15 protein-coding genes are annotated in these 15947 nt (G+C 70.9%); 9 read left to right on the top strand and 6 right to left on the bottom strand.

What is annotated here, in order from left to right:
- Window position 1: 1 nt before the first annotated feature.
- Complete coding sequence (locus ACIRRY_RS28650; RefSeq protein ID WP_403977800.1) at window positions 2-448, bottom strand: SRPBCC family protein; 447 nt, start codon at window positions 446-448, stop codon at window positions 2-4.
- A 173-nt stretch (window positions 449-621) separates the two neighbouring features.
- On the opposite strand from ACIRRY_RS28650, the gene ACIRRY_RS28655 reads away from it, so the two are divergent.
- Together ACIRRY_RS28655 and ACIRRY_RS28660 are read left to right on the top strand one after the other, a co-directional pair.
- A complete protein-coding gene (locus ACIRRY_RS28655) occupies window positions 622-1617 on the top strand; it encodes an ATP-binding cassette domain-containing protein (RefSeq protein WP_403977802.1) in 996 nt (331 codons plus the stop codon).
- Complete coding sequence (locus ACIRRY_RS28660) at window positions 1614-2399, top strand: ABC transporter permease (RefSeq protein ID WP_403977804.1); 786 nt, start codon at window positions 1614-1616, stop codon at window positions 2397-2399. The genes ACIRRY_RS28655 and ACIRRY_RS28660 overlap by 4 nt, the downstream gene beginning before the upstream one ends.
- Here the strand turns inward: ACIRRY_RS28660 and ACIRRY_RS28665 are convergent.
- The 4 genes from ACIRRY_RS28665 to ACIRRY_RS28680 form a co-directional block, all read right to left on the bottom strand.
- Window positions 2380-5511: an ATP-binding protein gene (locus ACIRRY_RS28665; RefSeq protein WP_403977806.1), complete on the bottom strand. Its 3132-nt coding sequence runs from the start codon at window positions 5509-5511 to the stop codon at window positions 2380-2382. The genes ACIRRY_RS28660 and ACIRRY_RS28665 overlap by 20 nt on opposite strands.
- 9 nt (window positions 5512-5520) lie before the next feature.
- Window positions 5521-6747, bottom strand: coding sequence for an MFS transporter (locus ACIRRY_RS28670; protein ID WP_403977809.1), 1227 nt, complete (start codon window positions 6745-6747; stop codon window positions 5521-5523).
- A 243-nt stretch (window positions 6748-6990) separates the two neighbouring features.
- Window positions 6991-7572, bottom strand: coding sequence for a LuxR C-terminal-related transcriptional regulator (locus tag ACIRRY_RS28675; RefSeq protein ID WP_403978358.1), 582 nt, complete (start codon window positions 7570-7572; stop codon window positions 6991-6993).
- A gap of 50 nt (window positions 7573-7622) precedes the next feature.
- Window positions 7623-8819, bottom strand: coding sequence for a histidine kinase (locus tag ACIRRY_RS28680; protein WP_403977811.1), 1197 nt, complete (start codon window positions 8817-8819; stop codon window positions 7623-7625).
- Window positions 8820-8952: 133 nt separating this feature from the next.
- Between ACIRRY_RS28680 and ACIRRY_RS28685 the strand changes: the two genes are divergently transcribed.
- From ACIRRY_RS28685 to ACIRRY_RS28705, 5 genes are read left to right on the top strand one after another with little or no spacing between them, the layout of a single operon-like run.
- Window positions 8953-9333, top strand: coding sequence for a hypothetical protein (locus tag ACIRRY_RS28685; RefSeq protein WP_403977813.1), 381 nt, complete (start codon window positions 8953-8955; stop codon window positions 9331-9333).
- A gap of 52 nt (window positions 9334-9385) precedes the next feature.
- The gene (locus ACIRRY_RS28690) at window positions 9386-9826 is read left to right on the top strand and encodes a MarR family winged helix-turn-helix transcriptional regulator (RefSeq protein WP_403977815.1); all 441 of its coding nucleotides are present in this window, start codon (window positions 9386-9388) and stop codon (window positions 9824-9826) included.
- 28 nt (window positions 9827-9854) lie between these two features.
- Window positions 9855-11612, top strand: a complete 1758-nt coding sequence (locus ACIRRY_RS28695) for an MFS transporter (protein WP_403977817.1) — start codon at window positions 9855-9857, stop codon at window positions 11610-11612.
- Window positions 11613-11652: 40 nt separating this feature from the next.
- Window positions 11653-12222: a cysteine hydrolase family protein gene (locus tag ACIRRY_RS28700; protein ID WP_403977819.1), complete on the top strand. Its 570-nt coding sequence runs from the start codon at window positions 11653-11655 to the stop codon at window positions 12220-12222.
- Window positions 12219-12791 (top strand): YbhB/YbcL family Raf kinase inhibitor-like protein, encoded by a 573-nt coding sequence (locus ACIRRY_RS28705; RefSeq protein ID WP_403977822.1) that lies wholly within the window; start codon window positions 12219-12221, stop codon window positions 12789-12791. Before ACIRRY_RS28700 ends, ACIRRY_RS28705 begins: the two co-directional genes overlap by 4 nt.
- 28 nt (window positions 12792-12819) lie before the next feature.
- On the opposite strand, the gene ACIRRY_RS28710 is transcribed toward ACIRRY_RS28705, so the two are convergent.
- Complete coding sequence (locus ACIRRY_RS28710) at window positions 12820-13866, bottom strand: LacI family DNA-binding transcriptional regulator (RefSeq protein WP_403977825.1); 1047 nt, start codon at window positions 13864-13866, stop codon at window positions 12820-12822.
- Window positions 13867-13974: 108 nt separating this feature from the next.
- Between ACIRRY_RS28710 and ACIRRY_RS28715 the strand changes: the two genes are divergently transcribed.
- The gene (locus ACIRRY_RS28715) at window positions 13975-15153 is read left to right on the top strand and encodes a phytanoyl-CoA dioxygenase family protein (protein ID WP_403977827.1); all 1179 of its coding nucleotides are present in this window, start codon (window positions 13975-13977) and stop codon (window positions 15151-15153) included.
- Between the two features lie 18 nt (window positions 15154-15171).
- A complete protein-coding gene (locus ACIRRY_RS28720) occupies window positions 15172-15933 on the top strand; it encodes an SDR family oxidoreductase (RefSeq protein ID WP_403977829.1) in 762 nt (253 codons plus the stop codon).
- The last annotated feature ends 14 nt before the right edge of the window (window positions 15934-15947 follow it).

The raw sequence follows: 15947 nt of genomic DNA on the forward strand, positions 1-15947 counted from the left end.
TTCAGGAGGCCTCCACCGCCGTCTTGATGCGCTGCCCGAACGCGGGCGCGTCCTTGCGTGCCGCACCCAGCGCGAAGCCCACGAGCAGTTTTCCGACGCCGTGGCCTTCGAGGACGTTGAAGATCCTCACCTTGGTCGTGCCCGGACCGGTGGCTTCGAGGTCGTAGCCGCCTTGGTCCGCCGTCACGACGTTCTTGGAGGTCTCCGTCCAGCGGATGCGGTGGGGTGCCTCGTACTCGGTGATCCGGAAGGTCCGGCCCGTCTTCATGCCGGCGTCCTTGACCGTGCTCGTGAAGACGGTGCCCACGGCCGTCGGGCCCTGGGGAGTCTTGGTGATCTCCTGGACCCGGGGGCTGAACTTCGGGTCGTTCGTGCCCTCGGCGAGGAAGGCGAAGACCTCCTCGACGGGGCGGTCGATCTCGGCAGTCGCCTCGAACTGTCCGGCCACGATTCCTCCTGTGCAGCGATGGGAGTGCTGGCTGGGTGCGCGCTGATGGGCCGAGCGTCCTCAGTTTATCGGCGCGGCTCCGCCCGTGCTCCCTGTCGGCGGCGACGCCGGTTCCAGGGCGCTGAAACCACGGTGAAACCGAGCTGAAGGCCCCCTGCCGCAAGCTCTGCGGCATGACGACAACGACCCATGAACTCGCGATCTCGGCCGCCGGGCTGCGCAAGGCCTACGGGGACAAGACGGTGCTCGACGGCATCGACCTGGCCGTGCCGGCCGGTACCGTCTTCTCCCTGCTGGGTCCGAACGGCGCCGGCAAGACCACCGCCGTCAAGATCCTCTCCACGCTAATCACCGCCGACGCCGGCGAGCTGCGGGTCGGCGGTCACGACCTGGCCACCGACGGACAGGCCGTGCGGGCCTCGATCGGTGTCACCGGGCAGTTCTCCGCCGTCGACGGGCTGATCACCGGCGAGGAGAACATGCTCCTGATGGCGGACCTGCACCACCTGCCCAAGCGGGAGGGACGGCGGGTCGCCGCCGAGCTGCTGGAGCGCTTCGACCTCACCGAGGCCGCGCAGAAGCCCGCGTCCACCTACTCCGGCGGTATGAAGCGCCGCCTCGACCTCGCCATGACCCTGGTCGGCGACCCGCGGATCATCTTCCTCGACGAACCGACCACCGGCCTCGACCCGCGCAGCCGGCACAACATGTGGGGCATCATCCGCGAGCTGGTCTCCGGCGGTACGACCGTCTTCCTCACCACCCAGTACCTGGACGAGGCCGATGAACTCGCCGACCGCATCGCGGTGTTGAGCGACGGCAAGCTCGTCGCCGAGGGCAGTGCCGAGGAGCTGAAGCGGCTCGTCCCCGGCGGGCACGTACGGCTGCGGTTCACCGACCCGGACGCCTACCGGTCCGCGGCGGTGGCCCTGCGCGAGGTCACCCGGTTCGACGAGACGCTCTCGCTGCAGATCCCCAGCGGCGGCAGCCAGCGCGAGCTGCGCTCCATCCTCGACTGGCTGGACGCCGCCGGCATCGAGGCGGACGAGCTCACCGTGCACACCCCCGACCTCGACGACGTGTTCTTCGCCCTGACCGGCGGCACCACGGTCCCCAGCCAGACCAGCCAGACCAACGAGCCCAGCCAGACCAAGGAGAACGTCCGATGAGTGCCCTCTCCCTCGCCGTCCGCGACTCGTCCACGATGCTGCGCCGCAACCTCCTGCACGCGCGCCGCTACCCGTCCCTCACCCTGAACCTGCTGCTCACGCCGATCATGCTGTTGCTGCTCTTCGTCTACATCTTCGGCGATGTGCTGAGCACGGGCATCGGCGGCGCGGACCGCTCCGACTACGTCGCGTACCTCGTCCCGGGCATCCTGATGATGACCGTCGGCGGCACCGTGATCGGGACCGCCGTGTCGGTCGCCACCGACATGAACGAGGGCATCATCGCCCGCTTCCGGACGCTGGCGATCCACCGCGGGTCCGTGCTCGTCGGACACGTCGTCGGCAGTGTGCTCCAGTGCGTCGCCAGCGTGGTCCTCGTCGGGGCCGTCGCCGTGGCCATCGGGTTCCGGTCCACGGACGCCACGGCGCTGGAGTGGCTGGCGGCGTTCGGGCTGCTCGCGCTGTTCTCCCTGGCGCTCACCTGGATCGCGGTCGGGATGGGCATGGTCAGCCCGAGCGCCGAGGCCGCTGCCAACAGCGCACAGCCGCTGATCCTCCTCCCGCTCATCTCCAGCGCCTTCATCCCGGCCGACACGATGCCGGGCTGGTTCCAGCCGATCGCCGAGTACCAGCCCTTCACCCCGGCCATCGAGACCCTGCGCGGCCTGCTGCTCGGCACCGGGATCGGCAACAACTGGTGGATCGCGCTGGCCTGGTGCGTCGGCCTGACCGTGCTGGGCTACTTCTGGTCCACGGCTTCCTTCAACCGCGACCCGAAGTAGCCGCCATGACAGCGCGGGCCGCCTCCCGCAACTCGTCCCGCCCCAGCGCGGCGTACTCCGACACCGCGTCGGCGTACGCCGCCCTGTCGGCGTCCTCGGCCGCCCGCCGGGCGAGCTCCGCCGACATCGTCGGCTGGAACTCCCGCAGCACGCCGAGCCGTTCGGCCAGCGCGATCATCCGTACGGCGGAGCGGTCACCGTCGGCGAGCCCCACCGTGCCGAGGGCGTGCAACATCGTTCCGTACAAGGGGAGTTCCGAGGGCGAGCCGTACGGCTGCGCCAACAGGCCGCGCAGATGCCGGCGCAGCCGGTCGGTCACCTCCGCGACCAGCGCGTGCCGGCCGGCCCGCGCGTGGGCGGTCACCGCCACCGACTGGACCATGAACGCCCAGGGATCCAGCGGGAGTTCGTCGTCTCGCGGCGAGGCCGCCGCGAGCATGCGCTCCACCGCGCCGCGCCACAGGCCGAGCCCGACCTCCGTCAGTCCGCGGGCGAGCGCGATCTCGGCGCGCCCACCGAGGTCGGGCCGGTAGAAGTCGTCCTCCGACGGGGTGTTGTCGCTCTCCGCCTGCCGCAGCCAGTACTCCGCCTCGTCGGCGTCGCCGCGCTGCAGACAGGCCAGGACGAGGAGCGAGCGGACGCCGATGTGGTCGTGCCCGTCACCGAGCCGCGGCAGCACGGCGAGCGACGCCTTGAGATGCTCGTACGCCTCCTCGCCCCGCCCGGTCCGCAGGCACAGCTCGCTCAGCCGGGAGTGCACCATGAGCTGTACGGACGGATTGTCGACCCGCGCCAGTCCGGTGACTGTCCGCCGGGCGGAGACCAGCGCGCGCTCGATGTCGTGCTCGAACTCCCAGACGTAGCAGGCGACGCACTCGGCGATGCCGGAGAGCAGCGCGTCCTCGCCGCCCGCGCCTTCGCTGAGTCCGCGCAGCACGTCGTAGTCGGGCGGCCTGATCTCGGGGATCGCGCTCAGCACGATCGCGGCGGCGCGCATCAGTGTGTCCGGCGGGGCCGACGGCAGTCGCCGGAGCGTGACGAGCTGGCGTACGGCACGCGGGCCCGGGCCCATGAAGACGGTCACCGTCCCCAACACCGCGGCGGTACGGGCGACTTCGACGTACTCGGGCGACGGGTAGTAGTGCGAGAGCGTCGGGCCGGTGTCCGCGGTGAGGGCCATCAGGCGGGAGTAGTCGGTGCCGGTGGACCACATGCTGCCCAGGGCCGCGGCGAGGGCGGCGGTCGCGGGCTGGTCCGTACGGGCCAGGGCATGCCGCAGGGCCGCCACGAGGTTGTCCTGCTCGGCCTTGATCCGCTCCCACGCGGCCTGCGAGTCCGAACCGAAGAGCACGTCGTGGTGCGCGACCCCGAAATCCCTTGCCCAGACCAGGAATTGGTCTACGGCCGCCTCGTCCTCGCCCGCCTCGGCGCGCCGGGCCGCGCTGAACTCCCGTACGGTCTCCAGCATCCGGAACCGCACGCCGGCCGTGGTGTCGGCGACGGTGAGCAGGGACTGGTCGGCCAACTGCTCCAGCAGGAGCAGCGCGTCCTCGCCCAGGACCTGCTCGGCGGCCTCGCCGGAGAAGCCGCCGGGGAAGACGGAGAGGGTGCGCAGGGCCGCCCTGGCGTCCTCGGCGAGCAGGTTCCAGCTCCACTCGACGACCGCGTGCAGGGTGCGGTGGCGCTCGGGCACGTCCCGTGCCCCGCCGCGCAGGAGCGCGAAGCGGTCGCCGAGACGACGGGCGATGTCGGGAACCGACAGGACGCGTACCCGGGCCGCCGCCAGCTCCACGGCGAGCGGCAGTCCGTCGAGGTGGCGGCAGAGCTCGGCCACCGCGTCCGGCGGCAGCTCCACACCGCTTCTGGCGGCCCGGGCCCGCTGGGTGAACAGCTCGACGGAGACGGCGAGTCCGAGCTCCGGGAGCGCGTACGCCGCTTCCGAGGTGAGGCCCAGCGGGGACCGGCTGGTGGCGAGCACCCTGAGGTCCTTGGAGGACGAGACCAGGGCCTGTACGAGGTCGGCGGCGCCCCGGATCACCTGCTCGCAGTTGTCGAGAACCAACAGTGCGGGCCCGGAGCCGAGCACGCCGAGGATGCCGGACACCGGGTCTCCGGAGGCAGGCCCGCCGATGGCACCGGCGCCGAGCGCGGAGGCTACCTCGGCGGCCACGTCCGCGTCCTCGGTGACGCCGGCGAGCGGCACGAAGTACACCACCCGCTGTGCGGCCCGGCGGCTGACGGCGTGCGCGAGCCGGGTCTTGCCGAGGCCGCCGGGCCCGACGACGGTGACGGCACGGGAGGCACCCAACAGCCGTTCCACCGTCGCGACGTCCTCGTCACGGCCGAGCAACGGGTTCGGCTCGTGCGGCACCCCGTGCCTGGCCACCGGCGCCTCGCCACGCAGCAACTCCTGTTGTACGGCCCTGAGTCCGGCGCCCGGGTCGGTGCCGAGGTCGTCGCGCAGCTCACGGCGGTACGCCTCGTACCGGGTCAGCGCGGCGGACGGGCCCGCCGTGGCCGCCTCGCCGCGCAGCAGCTCGCCGAGCACCTCCTCGTCGCGCGGATGCGCGGCGGCGGCCACGGCGAGTGGTCCCGCGGCTTCCGCGTGCCGTCCGAGGCGGGCGAGCGCGAGCGCCTGAGCGCGGACGAGCGTGTCGCGGACGGGGGCGCGCTCGGCGCGCAGCGCGGCCAGGGGGTCGTCGGTGTCGGCGCCCTGGTCGGGGGTGCCCTCCCACAGCGCGAGTCCGGCCTCGGCGGCGGCCAGCGACCCTGCGTGGTCCCCGGCCCTGGCCCGGTCCGCGCTCGTGGCGGCGTGCAGCAGCAGGGCGGAGCTGTCGACCTGGTCCTGGGCGAGGGCGAGCCGGTATCCGGTCGGTGTGCTGGCGATGAGGTCCGCGCCCAGTTGTGACCGCGCCCGGGACACGAGGACCTGCAACGCCTTCCCGGGCCGCTCCGGCAGCTCGTCCGGCCACAGCCCCGCCACCAGCCGCTCGGTGCTGCAACCGGTGCGCAGGTCGCCCGCGAGCAAGGCGAGGAGGCCGCGCAGCCGGGGTGCGGTGACCTCCTGTCTTCGGCAGACGACACGCGGCAGCAGGGTCAGGTCAATGGTCACCGGTGCAGGTTAACCAAGGTCGCGCCCCAGGCGTGCGAGAGGAGACAGTGCCATCACCGCCGGGGACAGCAGCATGCCCGCCGCGGTCACCAGGAGGCCGGTGCGCAGCCCCAACTCCTGGGCGAGGAAGCCGCCGAGCAGAGATCCCAGCGGGCTCACTCCCATGCCGACGAAGTTGATCGTCGCGGCCGCACGCCCCTGCATCCCGTGCGGGGTCACGGCCTGCCGGACGGCCATGACCGTGACGTTCACCAGTTGTCCGGCGATCCCGAAGACGAAGTTGACCGCGAGGAGTACGGGCATCGTCGTCGCGGACGATCCGTGCAGCGCGGGCACCCACAGGAAGACGCCGTCGCCGAGTGTCGCCGCGACGACGAGCACCGTGCCGTAGCCGAGGCGACCCGGCAGCCGGGCGGCCAGCATCGCGCCGATGAGCGCGCCCGGCCCGGTCGCCGCGAGCGCCAGCCCTACGGCGGTGCCCGACAGGTGCAGTTCGCGCGGGAGGAAGAGCAGATAGACGGTCATCGTCGCCGCGAAGAAGAACTGGAAGGGGGCGGCGGCGAGGCACACGGCACGCAGTGAGGAGTCGCCGACGACGAAACGTAACCCCTCATGAATCTGCCGCCACACCCGAGGGGGACGCTCCGTGCGCACCGGGACGGATTCGGTTCGGCGGATCCGGCGGACGGACAGGAACGACAGCGCGAAGAACACCGCTCCGGAGGCGACGGCGATCGGCGCCGACAGCAGGGTCACCAGCGCGCCGCCGAGCGCGGGCCCACCGATCTGGGCGGCTGACCGACTTCCCTCCAACACGCTGTTGGCACGCACGAGTTGATCGTGCGTCACCAGCCGTACGGCAGAGACCTGGTAGGCCATGTCGAAGTACACGGACAGGACTCCGGAGACGGCGACCACCACGAACAGCGCGGGCAGGCCAAGCCAGTTGAGCAGTGCGGCTGCCGCGGCACCACCCAGGACCAGCGTCCGGCCGAGGTCCGCCAGCACCATCACCGTGCTTGTCCGCCATCTGTCCACCCAGGCACCGACAAAGAGCGAGAGCAGCAGAACCGGTGCCTGCTCTGTCGCACGCAGGGCACCCAACTCGCCGGAACCGATGTCGAGCGTCAGGACGGCGAGGAGCGGAAACACCACCAGGCTTGTCTGCTCGCCGAGTTGGGAGGCCGTCTGACCCAGCCAGAGCCGACGGAAGTCGTTGTTCGAAGTGGACGGCACAGGAACCCTTCGAGTTGCCGACAACGAGACCCGCGCCCAGGGTTCGGACGGGGAAAGGCTCGCTGTGCCGCAGCATCAAGGGCGGCACGCGATGACGGGCCGAACACGGCCTACGACGTCAACGCGCGCCCGGACGACCGGGCATCTCGGGGCTCCGACTTCCTGGCGGTCAGTGGCGGTTGGGACAGTAGCTTCTGGGGGCTTTGTGCGAAAGGCGATTACCGCCCTCTCGGAACGCCTCGCTCACCCGGCGCTGCGGAACCGCAGCACCGCCAGCACCCGGCGGTGGTCGCTGTCCACCGACGGCAGGTCGAGCTTCGTGAAGATGCTGTTGATGTGCTTGGCCACGGCGCTGTCGCTGACGACCAGTTGGCGGGCGATGCCGGAGTTGGAGCGGCCCTCGGCCATCAGGGCCAGTACCTCGCGCTCGCGGGGGGTCAGCCGGTCCAGTGGGTCGCTGGCGCGGCGCAGCAGGAGTTGGGCCACGACCTCGGGATCCAGGACGGTGCCGCCGGCGGCGACCCGGCGGAGGGCGTCGACGAAGTCCTCGACGTCGGCGACGCGTTGCTTCAGCAGATAGCCGACGCCACCGGTGTTCGTCGTCAACAGGTCGGCGGCGTACCGCTCTTCGACGTACTGGGAGAGCAGCAGTACCGCGGTCGTCGGCCACTCGCGGCGGACCACCAGCGCCGCGCGCACCCCCTCGTCGGACTGGGCGGGCGGCATGCGGACGTCCACGACGGCGACGGCGGGCCGGTGTTCGGCGACGGCGGCGAGCAGGGCGTCGGCGTCACCGACTTCGGCGGCGACCTCGTAGCCCGCCATCTCCACCACTTTGGCCAGGCCGATCCTGAGCAGGACCGAGTCCTCGGCGATCACGGCGAGACGGCGCACGGCAACTCCACGGTGATGACGGTCGGGCCTCCGGCGGGGCTGCTGATCGTGAGCGCGCCGTCGACGGAGGCGGCCCGGCGGGCGAGTCCGGCCAGGCCGGAGCCGTACGCGGGGTCGGCACCGCCGGGACCGTCGTCCGCGACGGCGACCCGCAGCCTACCGTCGTGGATCGCGACGGTGACGTCAGCCCGGGAGGCCCCGGGGGCGTGCTTGGTGATGTTGGCCAGCGCCTCGGAGACGGTGAAGTAGGCGACCGCCTCGACGGTCGGGGCGAGCCGCCCGGGTACGTCGACGCGCAACCGCACGGGCAGCGGGCCGCGCGCGGCGATACCGGACAGGGCCGCGTCCAGTCCCCGGTCGTCCAGGACGGCCGGGTGCAGGCCTCGTACCAGGTTGTTGAGTTCGTCTATCGCCTCCTTCGCCTCCCGGTGGGCCTGGTCGATGACCTGTCTGGCCTCGTCGGGCAGGTCGGTGAGCGTGGCCCTGGCGATGCCGAGGTTCACCGCGAGGGAGACCAGGCGTTGTTGCGCCCCGTCGTGCAAGTCCCGTTCTATGCGCCTGCGTTCGGCGTCGGCCGCGTTCACCGCTCCGGCGCGGCTCTCGGTGAGGTCCTCGACCCGGCGCGTCAGTTGTTCGGCGCGGCTCGGGCCCAGCAGGGCCAGGGCGGCCCGGGTGTCGAGGCGGACGACGACGAAGGTGAGCCACCCGGCGAGCAACAGGGCGGCGAGGCCGGACGCGTCGATGTACACGGCCTCCGTAGAGGTCCGCAGGAACTTCGGCCACTGCTCAGGAGGGACGCCCCACATCCACACCAGGGCGGTCCCCGCGAACGCGCCCCAGACCCACAGCACGACGGTGACGACCGTCGCGCAGGATACGAGCGGCCCCACCAGCAGGTGGTAGGAGACCTGCCGCCAAGTCCCGCCGAGGCGGAGCCAGTTCATCACCCCATGGAGTGTGGGCCTGCGCTGCGCTGCGGGGAGCAGCGGTATGTCGACGCCGGCAAGTGCCGCGAACCTGCGGCGCTGGACGGCGGTCAGCGCTCCGGCGAGGAAGAACAGCCACGGCTCCGCGAGCAGCAGCAGCGGGAGCACCTGGAGCAGTACGCCGGTGACGTTGAAGACCGTCGCACGTCCCAGGTGTGCGAACGGGCCGCGCAGCGCGGCTAGATGGGCCATGTGCCCACCGTAGATCTCGGGCGGACCGGCGGACCATGCGGCTGGCTTCAGCTTCGGGCTGTACCCAGCACCACCCTCAAGTCGGAAATCCGCGCTACCGACCCCAACACCCGTCCTGACCAGGCTTGTTCGCATGGAAACGACAACGTGCTGGAACTGGTCCGCCCGTGTGCTCACCGCCTCCGGACTGGCCCTCATCCCCTGGATCTTCGTGTTGGCGCGGGTGGCGGGCGCCTACCCCGTGGCATGGATCGGTCTGGACACGATGGAGGCGATGGGCCTGGTCGGCACGGGTCTCTTACTGGCCCGCCGCGACCTGCGGCGGGTCGCCGTGGCCCCGGCCACCGCCGTCCTGCTGGCGGTCGACGCCTGGTTCGACGTACTGACCGCCGGTCCCGGAGTGCTCGTGGCGCTGCTGATGGCCGCCTGCCTCGAACTGCCGCTCGCCGCGCTGTGCACGGCGGTGGCGTGGAACGCCCTGCGGGCGCTGTCAATGGCGCCCGGCAGCCACTGACGGAACCAGCCCGGCGATGTACTAAGGCAGGTTTATAAAGTAGCCTTACTACATGAACGACGACCTGGACCCGAACGCCGTCGCCTCGGCCCTGCTGGCGAGCATCGGCGTGCTGGTGCGGCGGGCCCGCCAAGTGCCGGTCGAGGGCGGGCTCACGATGCCCGAGCGGACCGCCCTGGCACAGTTGGACCGCGCCGGCCCCACGACCTCCTCGGCGCTGGCCCGGGAGGCGCAGATCACCGCGCAGGCCATGGGCGCGACGCTCAGCTCGCTGCGGACCCGCGGCCTGGTCGAGCGCCGCCCGGACCCGGACGACGGTCGGCGCGTGGTGCTGACGGTGACCGACGCGGGCCGGCAGGCGCTGAAGAACAAGCGCAACGCGCGGGCCGAACTCCTCGGCCGCGCCATGACCAGCGGGGCGTTCACCCAGGCGGAGCTGGAGCAACTCGCCGCGACCGCACCGCTGTTGGAGCGGCTGGCTCAGCACATCTGACGGCGACGGAGCCACGAGGAAGCAGACCATGACAGACCCTGCCCAGCCGCGCGCCCCGCGCCGCCCGACCGCCGACGACCGGTACAAGTGGACCGCGCTGACGAACACGACCGCCGCGGTCTTCATGTCCGCGCTGGACGGTTCCATCGTGCTGATCGCCCTGCCGGCCATCTTCCGGGGCGTCCACCTGGACCCGCTTTCACCGGGCAACATCGCCTATCTGCTCTGGATGATCATGGGCTACCGGCTGGTCCAGGCCGTCCTGGTGGTCACGGTGGGCCGCCTGGGCGACATGTACGGCCGGGTCCGGATCTACAACTCCGGGTTCGCGGTCTTCACCTTCGCCTCGGTCCTGTTGTCCTTCGACCCCTTCGACGGCGGCCACGGAGCGATGTGGCTGATCGGCTGGCGGGTGCTGCAGGCCGTCGGCGGCTCGATGCTGACCGCGAACTCCGCCGCGATCCTGACCGACGCCTTCCCCGAGGAACAGCGCGGCTTCGCTCTCGGCATCAACCAAGTCGCCGCCCTGGGCGGGATGTTCATCGGCCTGGTCGCCGGCGGCCTGCTCTCGGCCTGGGACTGGCGCGCGGTGTTCTGGGTCAACGTGCCCATCGGCGTGTTCTTCACCGTGTGGGCCTACCGCACCCTGCGCGAGACCACCAGGCACGACGGCGGCCGAGTCGACTGGTGGGGCAACATCACCTTCGCGGTCGGCCTCAGCGCCACCCTGATCGCGATCACCTTCGGCCTCCAGCCCTACGGCGGCCACACCATGGGCTGGACCAACCCGCTGGTCGACGTACTGATCGCCGGCGGACTGCTCCTCCTGGCCGCGTTCGTCGTCATCGAGAACCGCGTCTCCGCGCCGATGATCCAGCTGAGCCTCTTCCGTCAACGGGCCTTCACCTTCGGCAACTTGGCGAGCCTGGCCATCTCGATCGGCCGGGGCGGGATGCAGTTCGTGCTGATCATCTGGCTACAGGGCATCTGGCTTCCGCTGCACGGCTACGACTACAGCGACACTCCCCTCTGGGCCGGCATCTTCATGCTGCCGCTGACCGCGGGCTTCCTCGCCGCGGGCCCGGTGTCGGGCTATCTTTCCGACCGGCTCGGTTCCCGGGGGCTGGCCACCGGCGGCGCGCTGCTGTTCGGCTCCAGCTTCCTGGGGCTCATGTGCCTGCCGATCGACTTCAGTTACTGGATCTTCGCGGTGCTGATCGCGCTCAACGGGATCGCCAGCGGGATGTTCGGCGCCCCCAACTCCTCCTCGATCATGGGCAGTGTGCCCGCCCGGCTGCGCGGCGTCGCCTCCGGCATGCGCGCCACCTTCCAGAACTCCGGTACCGCCGTCTCCATCGGCGTGTTCTTCTCCCTCATGATCGCCGGGCTGGCCAGGAGCCTCCCGCACACGCTCACCGCCGGACTGCAACAGCAGGGCGTACCGGCCCACTTGGCCGCCCAGGTCGGCGGTCTGCCCCCGGTCTCGTCGCTGTTCGCGGCGCAGTTGGGCGTCAACCCGATCCAGCATCTGCTCCAGCCCAGCGGCGTCCTGACCCATCTGACGGCGGCGCAGCAACACACCCTGACCGGCAGCGAGTTCTTCCCGACCCTGATATCCGGGCCGTTCCACTCCGGCCTGGTCATCGTGTTCGCCTTCGGCGCCACCCTCGCCTTTCTCGCCGCGATCGCCTCCCTGCTGCGCGGTGCCGGCACCGGCCCCACGGCAAAGACTCCGGGGCCGCGCAAGGCCACCACCGGCGACGCCCTCGCACGACCGGACAGATAGCCCCCTCCCCACACAGACACCGGAGAAACGAGCAACTCCCATGCCACTCACAACGATCGACCCCGCGTCCGCGCTCGTCGTGGTCGACCTGCAGAAGGGCATCGTCTCGGCCCTCGCCGACGATCCGGCCATCGCCACCGCCGTCAAACAGGCGACCCACCTGGCCACCGAGTTCCGGCGGCACGGTCTTCCCGTGGTCCTGGTCAATGTCACCGGCCGCGCTCCGGGACGTACCGACGTCGGACGGTCCGCCAACACCACCGCCCCGGCCGCCGGTTGGGCCGACCTCGTCGACGAACTCGACGTACGGCCGACCGACCATCTGATCACCAAGCGGCGGCGCAGCGCGTTCCACGACACCGGACTCGACACGCTCCTGCGGGACTTGGGCGTCGCCCAGGTCGTGCTCTGCGGTATCGCGACCGGCTCGGGCGTCGAGTCGACGGCACGCTCCGCCTCGGACTACGGCTACCACGTCGTCCTGGTCACCGACGCCATGGGCGATCCCGATCCCGAGATCCATCGGCACAGCGTCGAGCGCGTCTTCCCCAAGCTCGGCGAGACCGCGACCACATCCGAGGTCGTCGACATGGTGGAGGCGACACGATGACCCTGCTCGGCCGACTCCTGAAGAACCGCAGAGCGGGCGAGACGCACGCGGCGTGGAACCTGCCCGCCCTACGAGGCACCGAGCAACTGACCCTCACCAGCCGGGACTTCGGCGATGGCGAGGCCATGCCGCTGAAGCACTGCGCGAAGACGATCGGCGGCGAGGACGTGTCACCGCACCTGGCCTGGGCCGCGCTCCCGCCCGGCACCGCTCAACTCCTCCTGGTCGTGGAGGACATCGACGTCCCGATGGCCAAGCCCGCCGTGCACTGCCTCGCTCTGCTCGACCCGGCGACCGGGCATCTGGAGCCCGGCGCGCTGGCCGCACGGCACCCGGGACCCGGAGTGCGGATCCTCCGCTCCACCATCGGACGGGGCTATCACGGTCCCGCACCCGTCAAAGGCCACGGGCCACATCGCTACGTCTTCCAGCTCTTCGCCCTCGCGACCCCCCTGGACAGCGCTCCCAGCACCGCACACGTGGAGCGGGCCCGACCCCGTGCCCTCCTGGCCACGGTCACCGGACCCGTCCTCGGTCGCGGCCGGCTGACCGGCGTTTACAAGCGCTGACCCCAACACCCTTCAGCGGGCGCCCAGTTCAGTCGACCATCGGTACGGACGGAGCCCCCGGCGGCAGGTTGAACGGTGTGACCACCTGGATCACCGAGGGCAGCGACGGGCCGTCGTCGGGAAGAGCCTTGTGGGCGCGCATCACGATCTGGCAGGCACGGCGCATGTCCTGGCGCAGGTCGTGGTGGAGGACCGCGGACAGGCGGCGCTCGCGCAGCAGCCGGGTGTTGTCGTGGTCCAGGTCGTGGGCGATGAACACGGCGCACTCGCGGCCCAGCGCGTCGAAGGCGTCGAGGGTGGCGACGTTGCCGCCGCCCGCCGAGTACACGGCGACGATGTCCTCGTCCCGCTTCAGTGCCTCCAGGACGAGTTCGTGCTGGGTGGCGTCCAGGCCGTCGCTGTCGGTGACCTCGACCAGGGACCGCCGGGGGTCGGCGAGGCGCATCGCGCTGCGGAAGCCCATCTCGCGCTCCTCCTCGCCCCGGAACGAACCCCGGCTGATGGTGGTGAGCACGTTGCCGGGCCGCTTCCCCAGCCACTGTCCGAGGAGGTAGGCGGCGGTGGCGCCGGCCGCGCGGTTGTCGATGCCGACGTAGGCCAGGCGTGCGCTGTGGGGCAGGTCGGTCACCAGGGTGACGACGGGGATGCCGACCGCGATCAGCCGCCCGACGGCGGCGGCGATCTCCGGCTCGTCGGGGGCCTTGAGGATCACGCCCTGTGTGCCGCGCTTCGCGATCGCGTCCAGCGTCGCGGTCAGTTCGGCGGGCGGGCAGGTCTCCCGGAAGTGGAAGCGTGAACGCACCAACGCGGGGTGCAGGGAAGGCAGTTCGGCTTCGAGTGCGTCCCGTACGGCGGTGGAGAACCGCTCCGGCGTCTGCATCACGATGTCGATCATGAAGGTACGGCCACCGAGCCGCACCTGGCTCTGCTGGCGGTCCAGGTCCTTGATGGCTTCCTGGACCTCCCTGATGGTGCTCTCCGTGACGTTGCCCCGCTGGTTGAGGACACGGTCGACGGTGGCCGTGCTCAGCCCGGCCTGGCGGGCGATTTCCCTGATCGGGTACTGATGTCGCATGTCTGATCCCCCAGACCGATGATGCACTTTTGATGTTGCGGTAGGCATTGAATGATGGGTTTGAGTTATCAAGACTGTCAGAAACACACGGACAGCGAAAGGACCCAGATGTCTCCCATAACCGCAAGGACGCGGACTTGGTTGACCGAGGCGGACTGCGACCTCGACGCGTTCCGCTCCCTCGTGGAGCAGCGCACCGACCTCGCCGACCACCCCTCGGCCGAGCGCATCGAACAGAACGTCCCGCTCTACGACAGCGCCCGGCTCCGCGCTCTCGCAGGCACCGCCGAGGGCCGCCGCGACGTGCAGAGCGAGCTCGTGGGGGCGCTGCTCGACGGCCCGGGCATCGTGGTCCTCAAGGGTGCCTTCCCGGACGAGGCCGTCGTGGACCGTGCGTCCGAGGCCTTCCGGGCGCTGATCGAGGAGGAGCGCGCGAGCGGTGCGGGGCGCGGCGACCACTTCGCCAAGCCCGGCGCGAACGACCGTGTGTGGAACGCGCTGGACAAGGTGGCCGTACGAGCACCCGAGGCGTTCGCCGACTACTACGCCAACGACATCGTGGGGCTGATCTCCGAGGCCTGGCTCGGCCCCGCCTATCAGGTGACCTCGCAGGTCAACGTGGTCAACCCGGGCGGCGCGGCGCAGAACGTGCACCGCGACTACCACCTCGGTTTCCTCTCCCAGGAGCAGGCGGCGGCCTATCCCGCGCACGTCCACCGGCTCTCCCCGGTGCTGACTCTGCAGGGCGCGGTGGCCCACTGCGACATGCCCGTGGAGTCCGGCCCGACGCTCTATCTGCCGCACTCGCAGAAGTTCGAGCCCGGTTATCTCGCCTGGCGGCTCCCGCGGTTCGTGGAGTACTTCGACGCGAACCGCGTCCAGCTCCCCCTGGAGAAGGGTGACGCGGTCTTCTTCAACCCTGCGCTCTTCCACGCCGCCGGGCACAACCGCTCGGCCGACATCAAGCGCATGGCCAATCTGCTCCAGGTGTCGTCCGCGTTCGGGCGTGCCATGGAGACGGTGGACCGCGAGGCGATGGCGAACGCCCTGTTCCCGGTACTGCTGAGCCGCAAGGCCGAGGGCGTCTCCGAGGACTGGCTGCGCCGCGTGATCGCCGCCACCGCCGAGGGCTACCCCTTCCCCACCAACCTCGACCTCGACCCGCCGGTCGAGGGTCTCGCCCCGCCCTCGCAGGCGGACACCCTCCGCCAGGCCGTCGCGGAGGAGTGGGACCCGGAGCGGCTGCGCCACGAACTGCAGGCCGGCGCCAAGCGCCGCCAGAGCTGAAGAGGACACCTCACTTTCATGGGACTGCTTGAGGACAGAGTCGTCCTCGTCAACGGCGGCAGCCAGGGCGTCGGCGCCGGTGTCGTACGGGCGGCCGTGGGGGAAGGCGCGACCGTCGTCTTCACCGGCCGCCGTGCGGAGGTGGGCGAGAAGCTCGCCGCGGACACCGGCACGCGCTTCCTGCGGGCGGACCTCGCCGATCCGGCACAGGCGCGGGACAGCGTCGTACACGCCGTAGAGGCCCACGGGCGGGTCGACTGCCTCGTCAACGCGGCGGGGCTGACCTCACGCGGCTCGCTGCTCGACACCACACCCGAACTGTTCGACCAGCACATGGCCATCAACCTCAAAGCCCCGTTCTTCGCGATGCAGACCGCGGTCGCCGACATGACCGCCCGCAAGGCGCCGGGCACGATCGTCAACATCGGATCCAACTGCGCCCACGGCGGCCCGTCTTACCTCGCGCCCTACTCCACGGCCAAAGCCGGACTCGCGGGACTGACCCGCAACGCGGCGCACGCGCACCGCTTCGACCGGATCCGCATCAACACCGTCAACATCGGCTGGACCGACACCGAGGGCGAGGACGCCACCCAGCGCGCGTTCCACGGCGCCGGGGACGACTGGCGGGAACAAGCCGCCCGCGCACAGCCGATGGGCAAGCTCGGGCAGGTCGACGAGATCGCCGAGTTCGTCGTGTTCCTGCTCTCCGACCGCAGTGGCGTGGTGACCGGCTCGGTCATCGACTGGGACCAGAACGTCTTCGGCGGCCAGGACTGAGCCGCGTGCCGGCA

Source organism: Streptomyces sp. NPDC101776 (assembly GCF_044766845.1).
In the GTDB taxonomy this organism is placed as follows: Bacteria; Actinomycetota; Actinomycetes; order Streptomycetales; family Streptomycetaceae; genus Streptomyces.

Coding starts and splice junctions, on each gene's coding strand:
- ACIRRY_RS28685 (WP_403977813.1), top strand. CDS start 8,953: ATGGAAACGACAACGTGCTGGAACTGGTCCGCCCGTGTGCTCACCGCC.
- ACIRRY_RS28680 (WP_403977811.1), bottom strand. CDS start 8,819: ATGGCCCATCTAGCCGCGCTGCGCGGCCCGTTCGCACACCTGGGACGT.
- ACIRRY_RS28675 (WP_403978358.1), bottom strand. CDS start 7,572: ATGGCGGGCTACGAGGTCGCCGCCGAAGTCGGTGACGCCGACGCCCTG.
- ACIRRY_RS28700 (WP_403977819.1), top strand. CDS start 11,653: ATGCCACTCACAACGATCGACCCCGCGTCCGCGCTCGTCGTGGTCGAC.
- ACIRRY_RS28720 (WP_403977829.1), top strand. CDS start 15,172: ATGGGACTGCTTGAGGACAGAGTCGTCCTCGTCAACGGCGGCAGCCAG.
- ACIRRY_RS28715 (WP_403977827.1), top strand. CDS start 13,975: ATGTCTCCCATAACCGCAAGGACGCGGACTTGGTTGACCGAGGCGGAC.
- ACIRRY_RS28705 (WP_403977822.1), top strand. CDS start 12,219: ATGACCCTGCTCGGCCGACTCCTGAAGAACCGCAGAGCGGGCGAGACG.
- ACIRRY_RS28710 (WP_403977825.1), bottom strand. CDS start 13,866: ATGCGACATCAGTACCCGATCAGGGAAATCGCCCGCCAGGCCGGGCTG.
- ACIRRY_RS28690 (WP_403977815.1), top strand. CDS start 9,386: ATGAACGACGACCTGGACCCGAACGCCGTCGCCTCGGCCCTGCTGGCG.
- ACIRRY_RS28695 (WP_403977817.1), top strand. CDS start 9,855: ATGACAGACCCTGCCCAGCCGCGCGCCCCGCGCCGCCCGACCGCCGAC.
- ACIRRY_RS28660 (WP_403977804.1), top strand. CDS start 1,614: ATGAGTGCCCTCTCCCTCGCCGTCCGCGACTCGTCCACGATGCTGCGC.
- ACIRRY_RS28655 (WP_403977802.1), top strand. CDS start 622: ATGACGACAACGACCCATGAACTCGCGATCTCGGCCGCCGGGCTGCGC.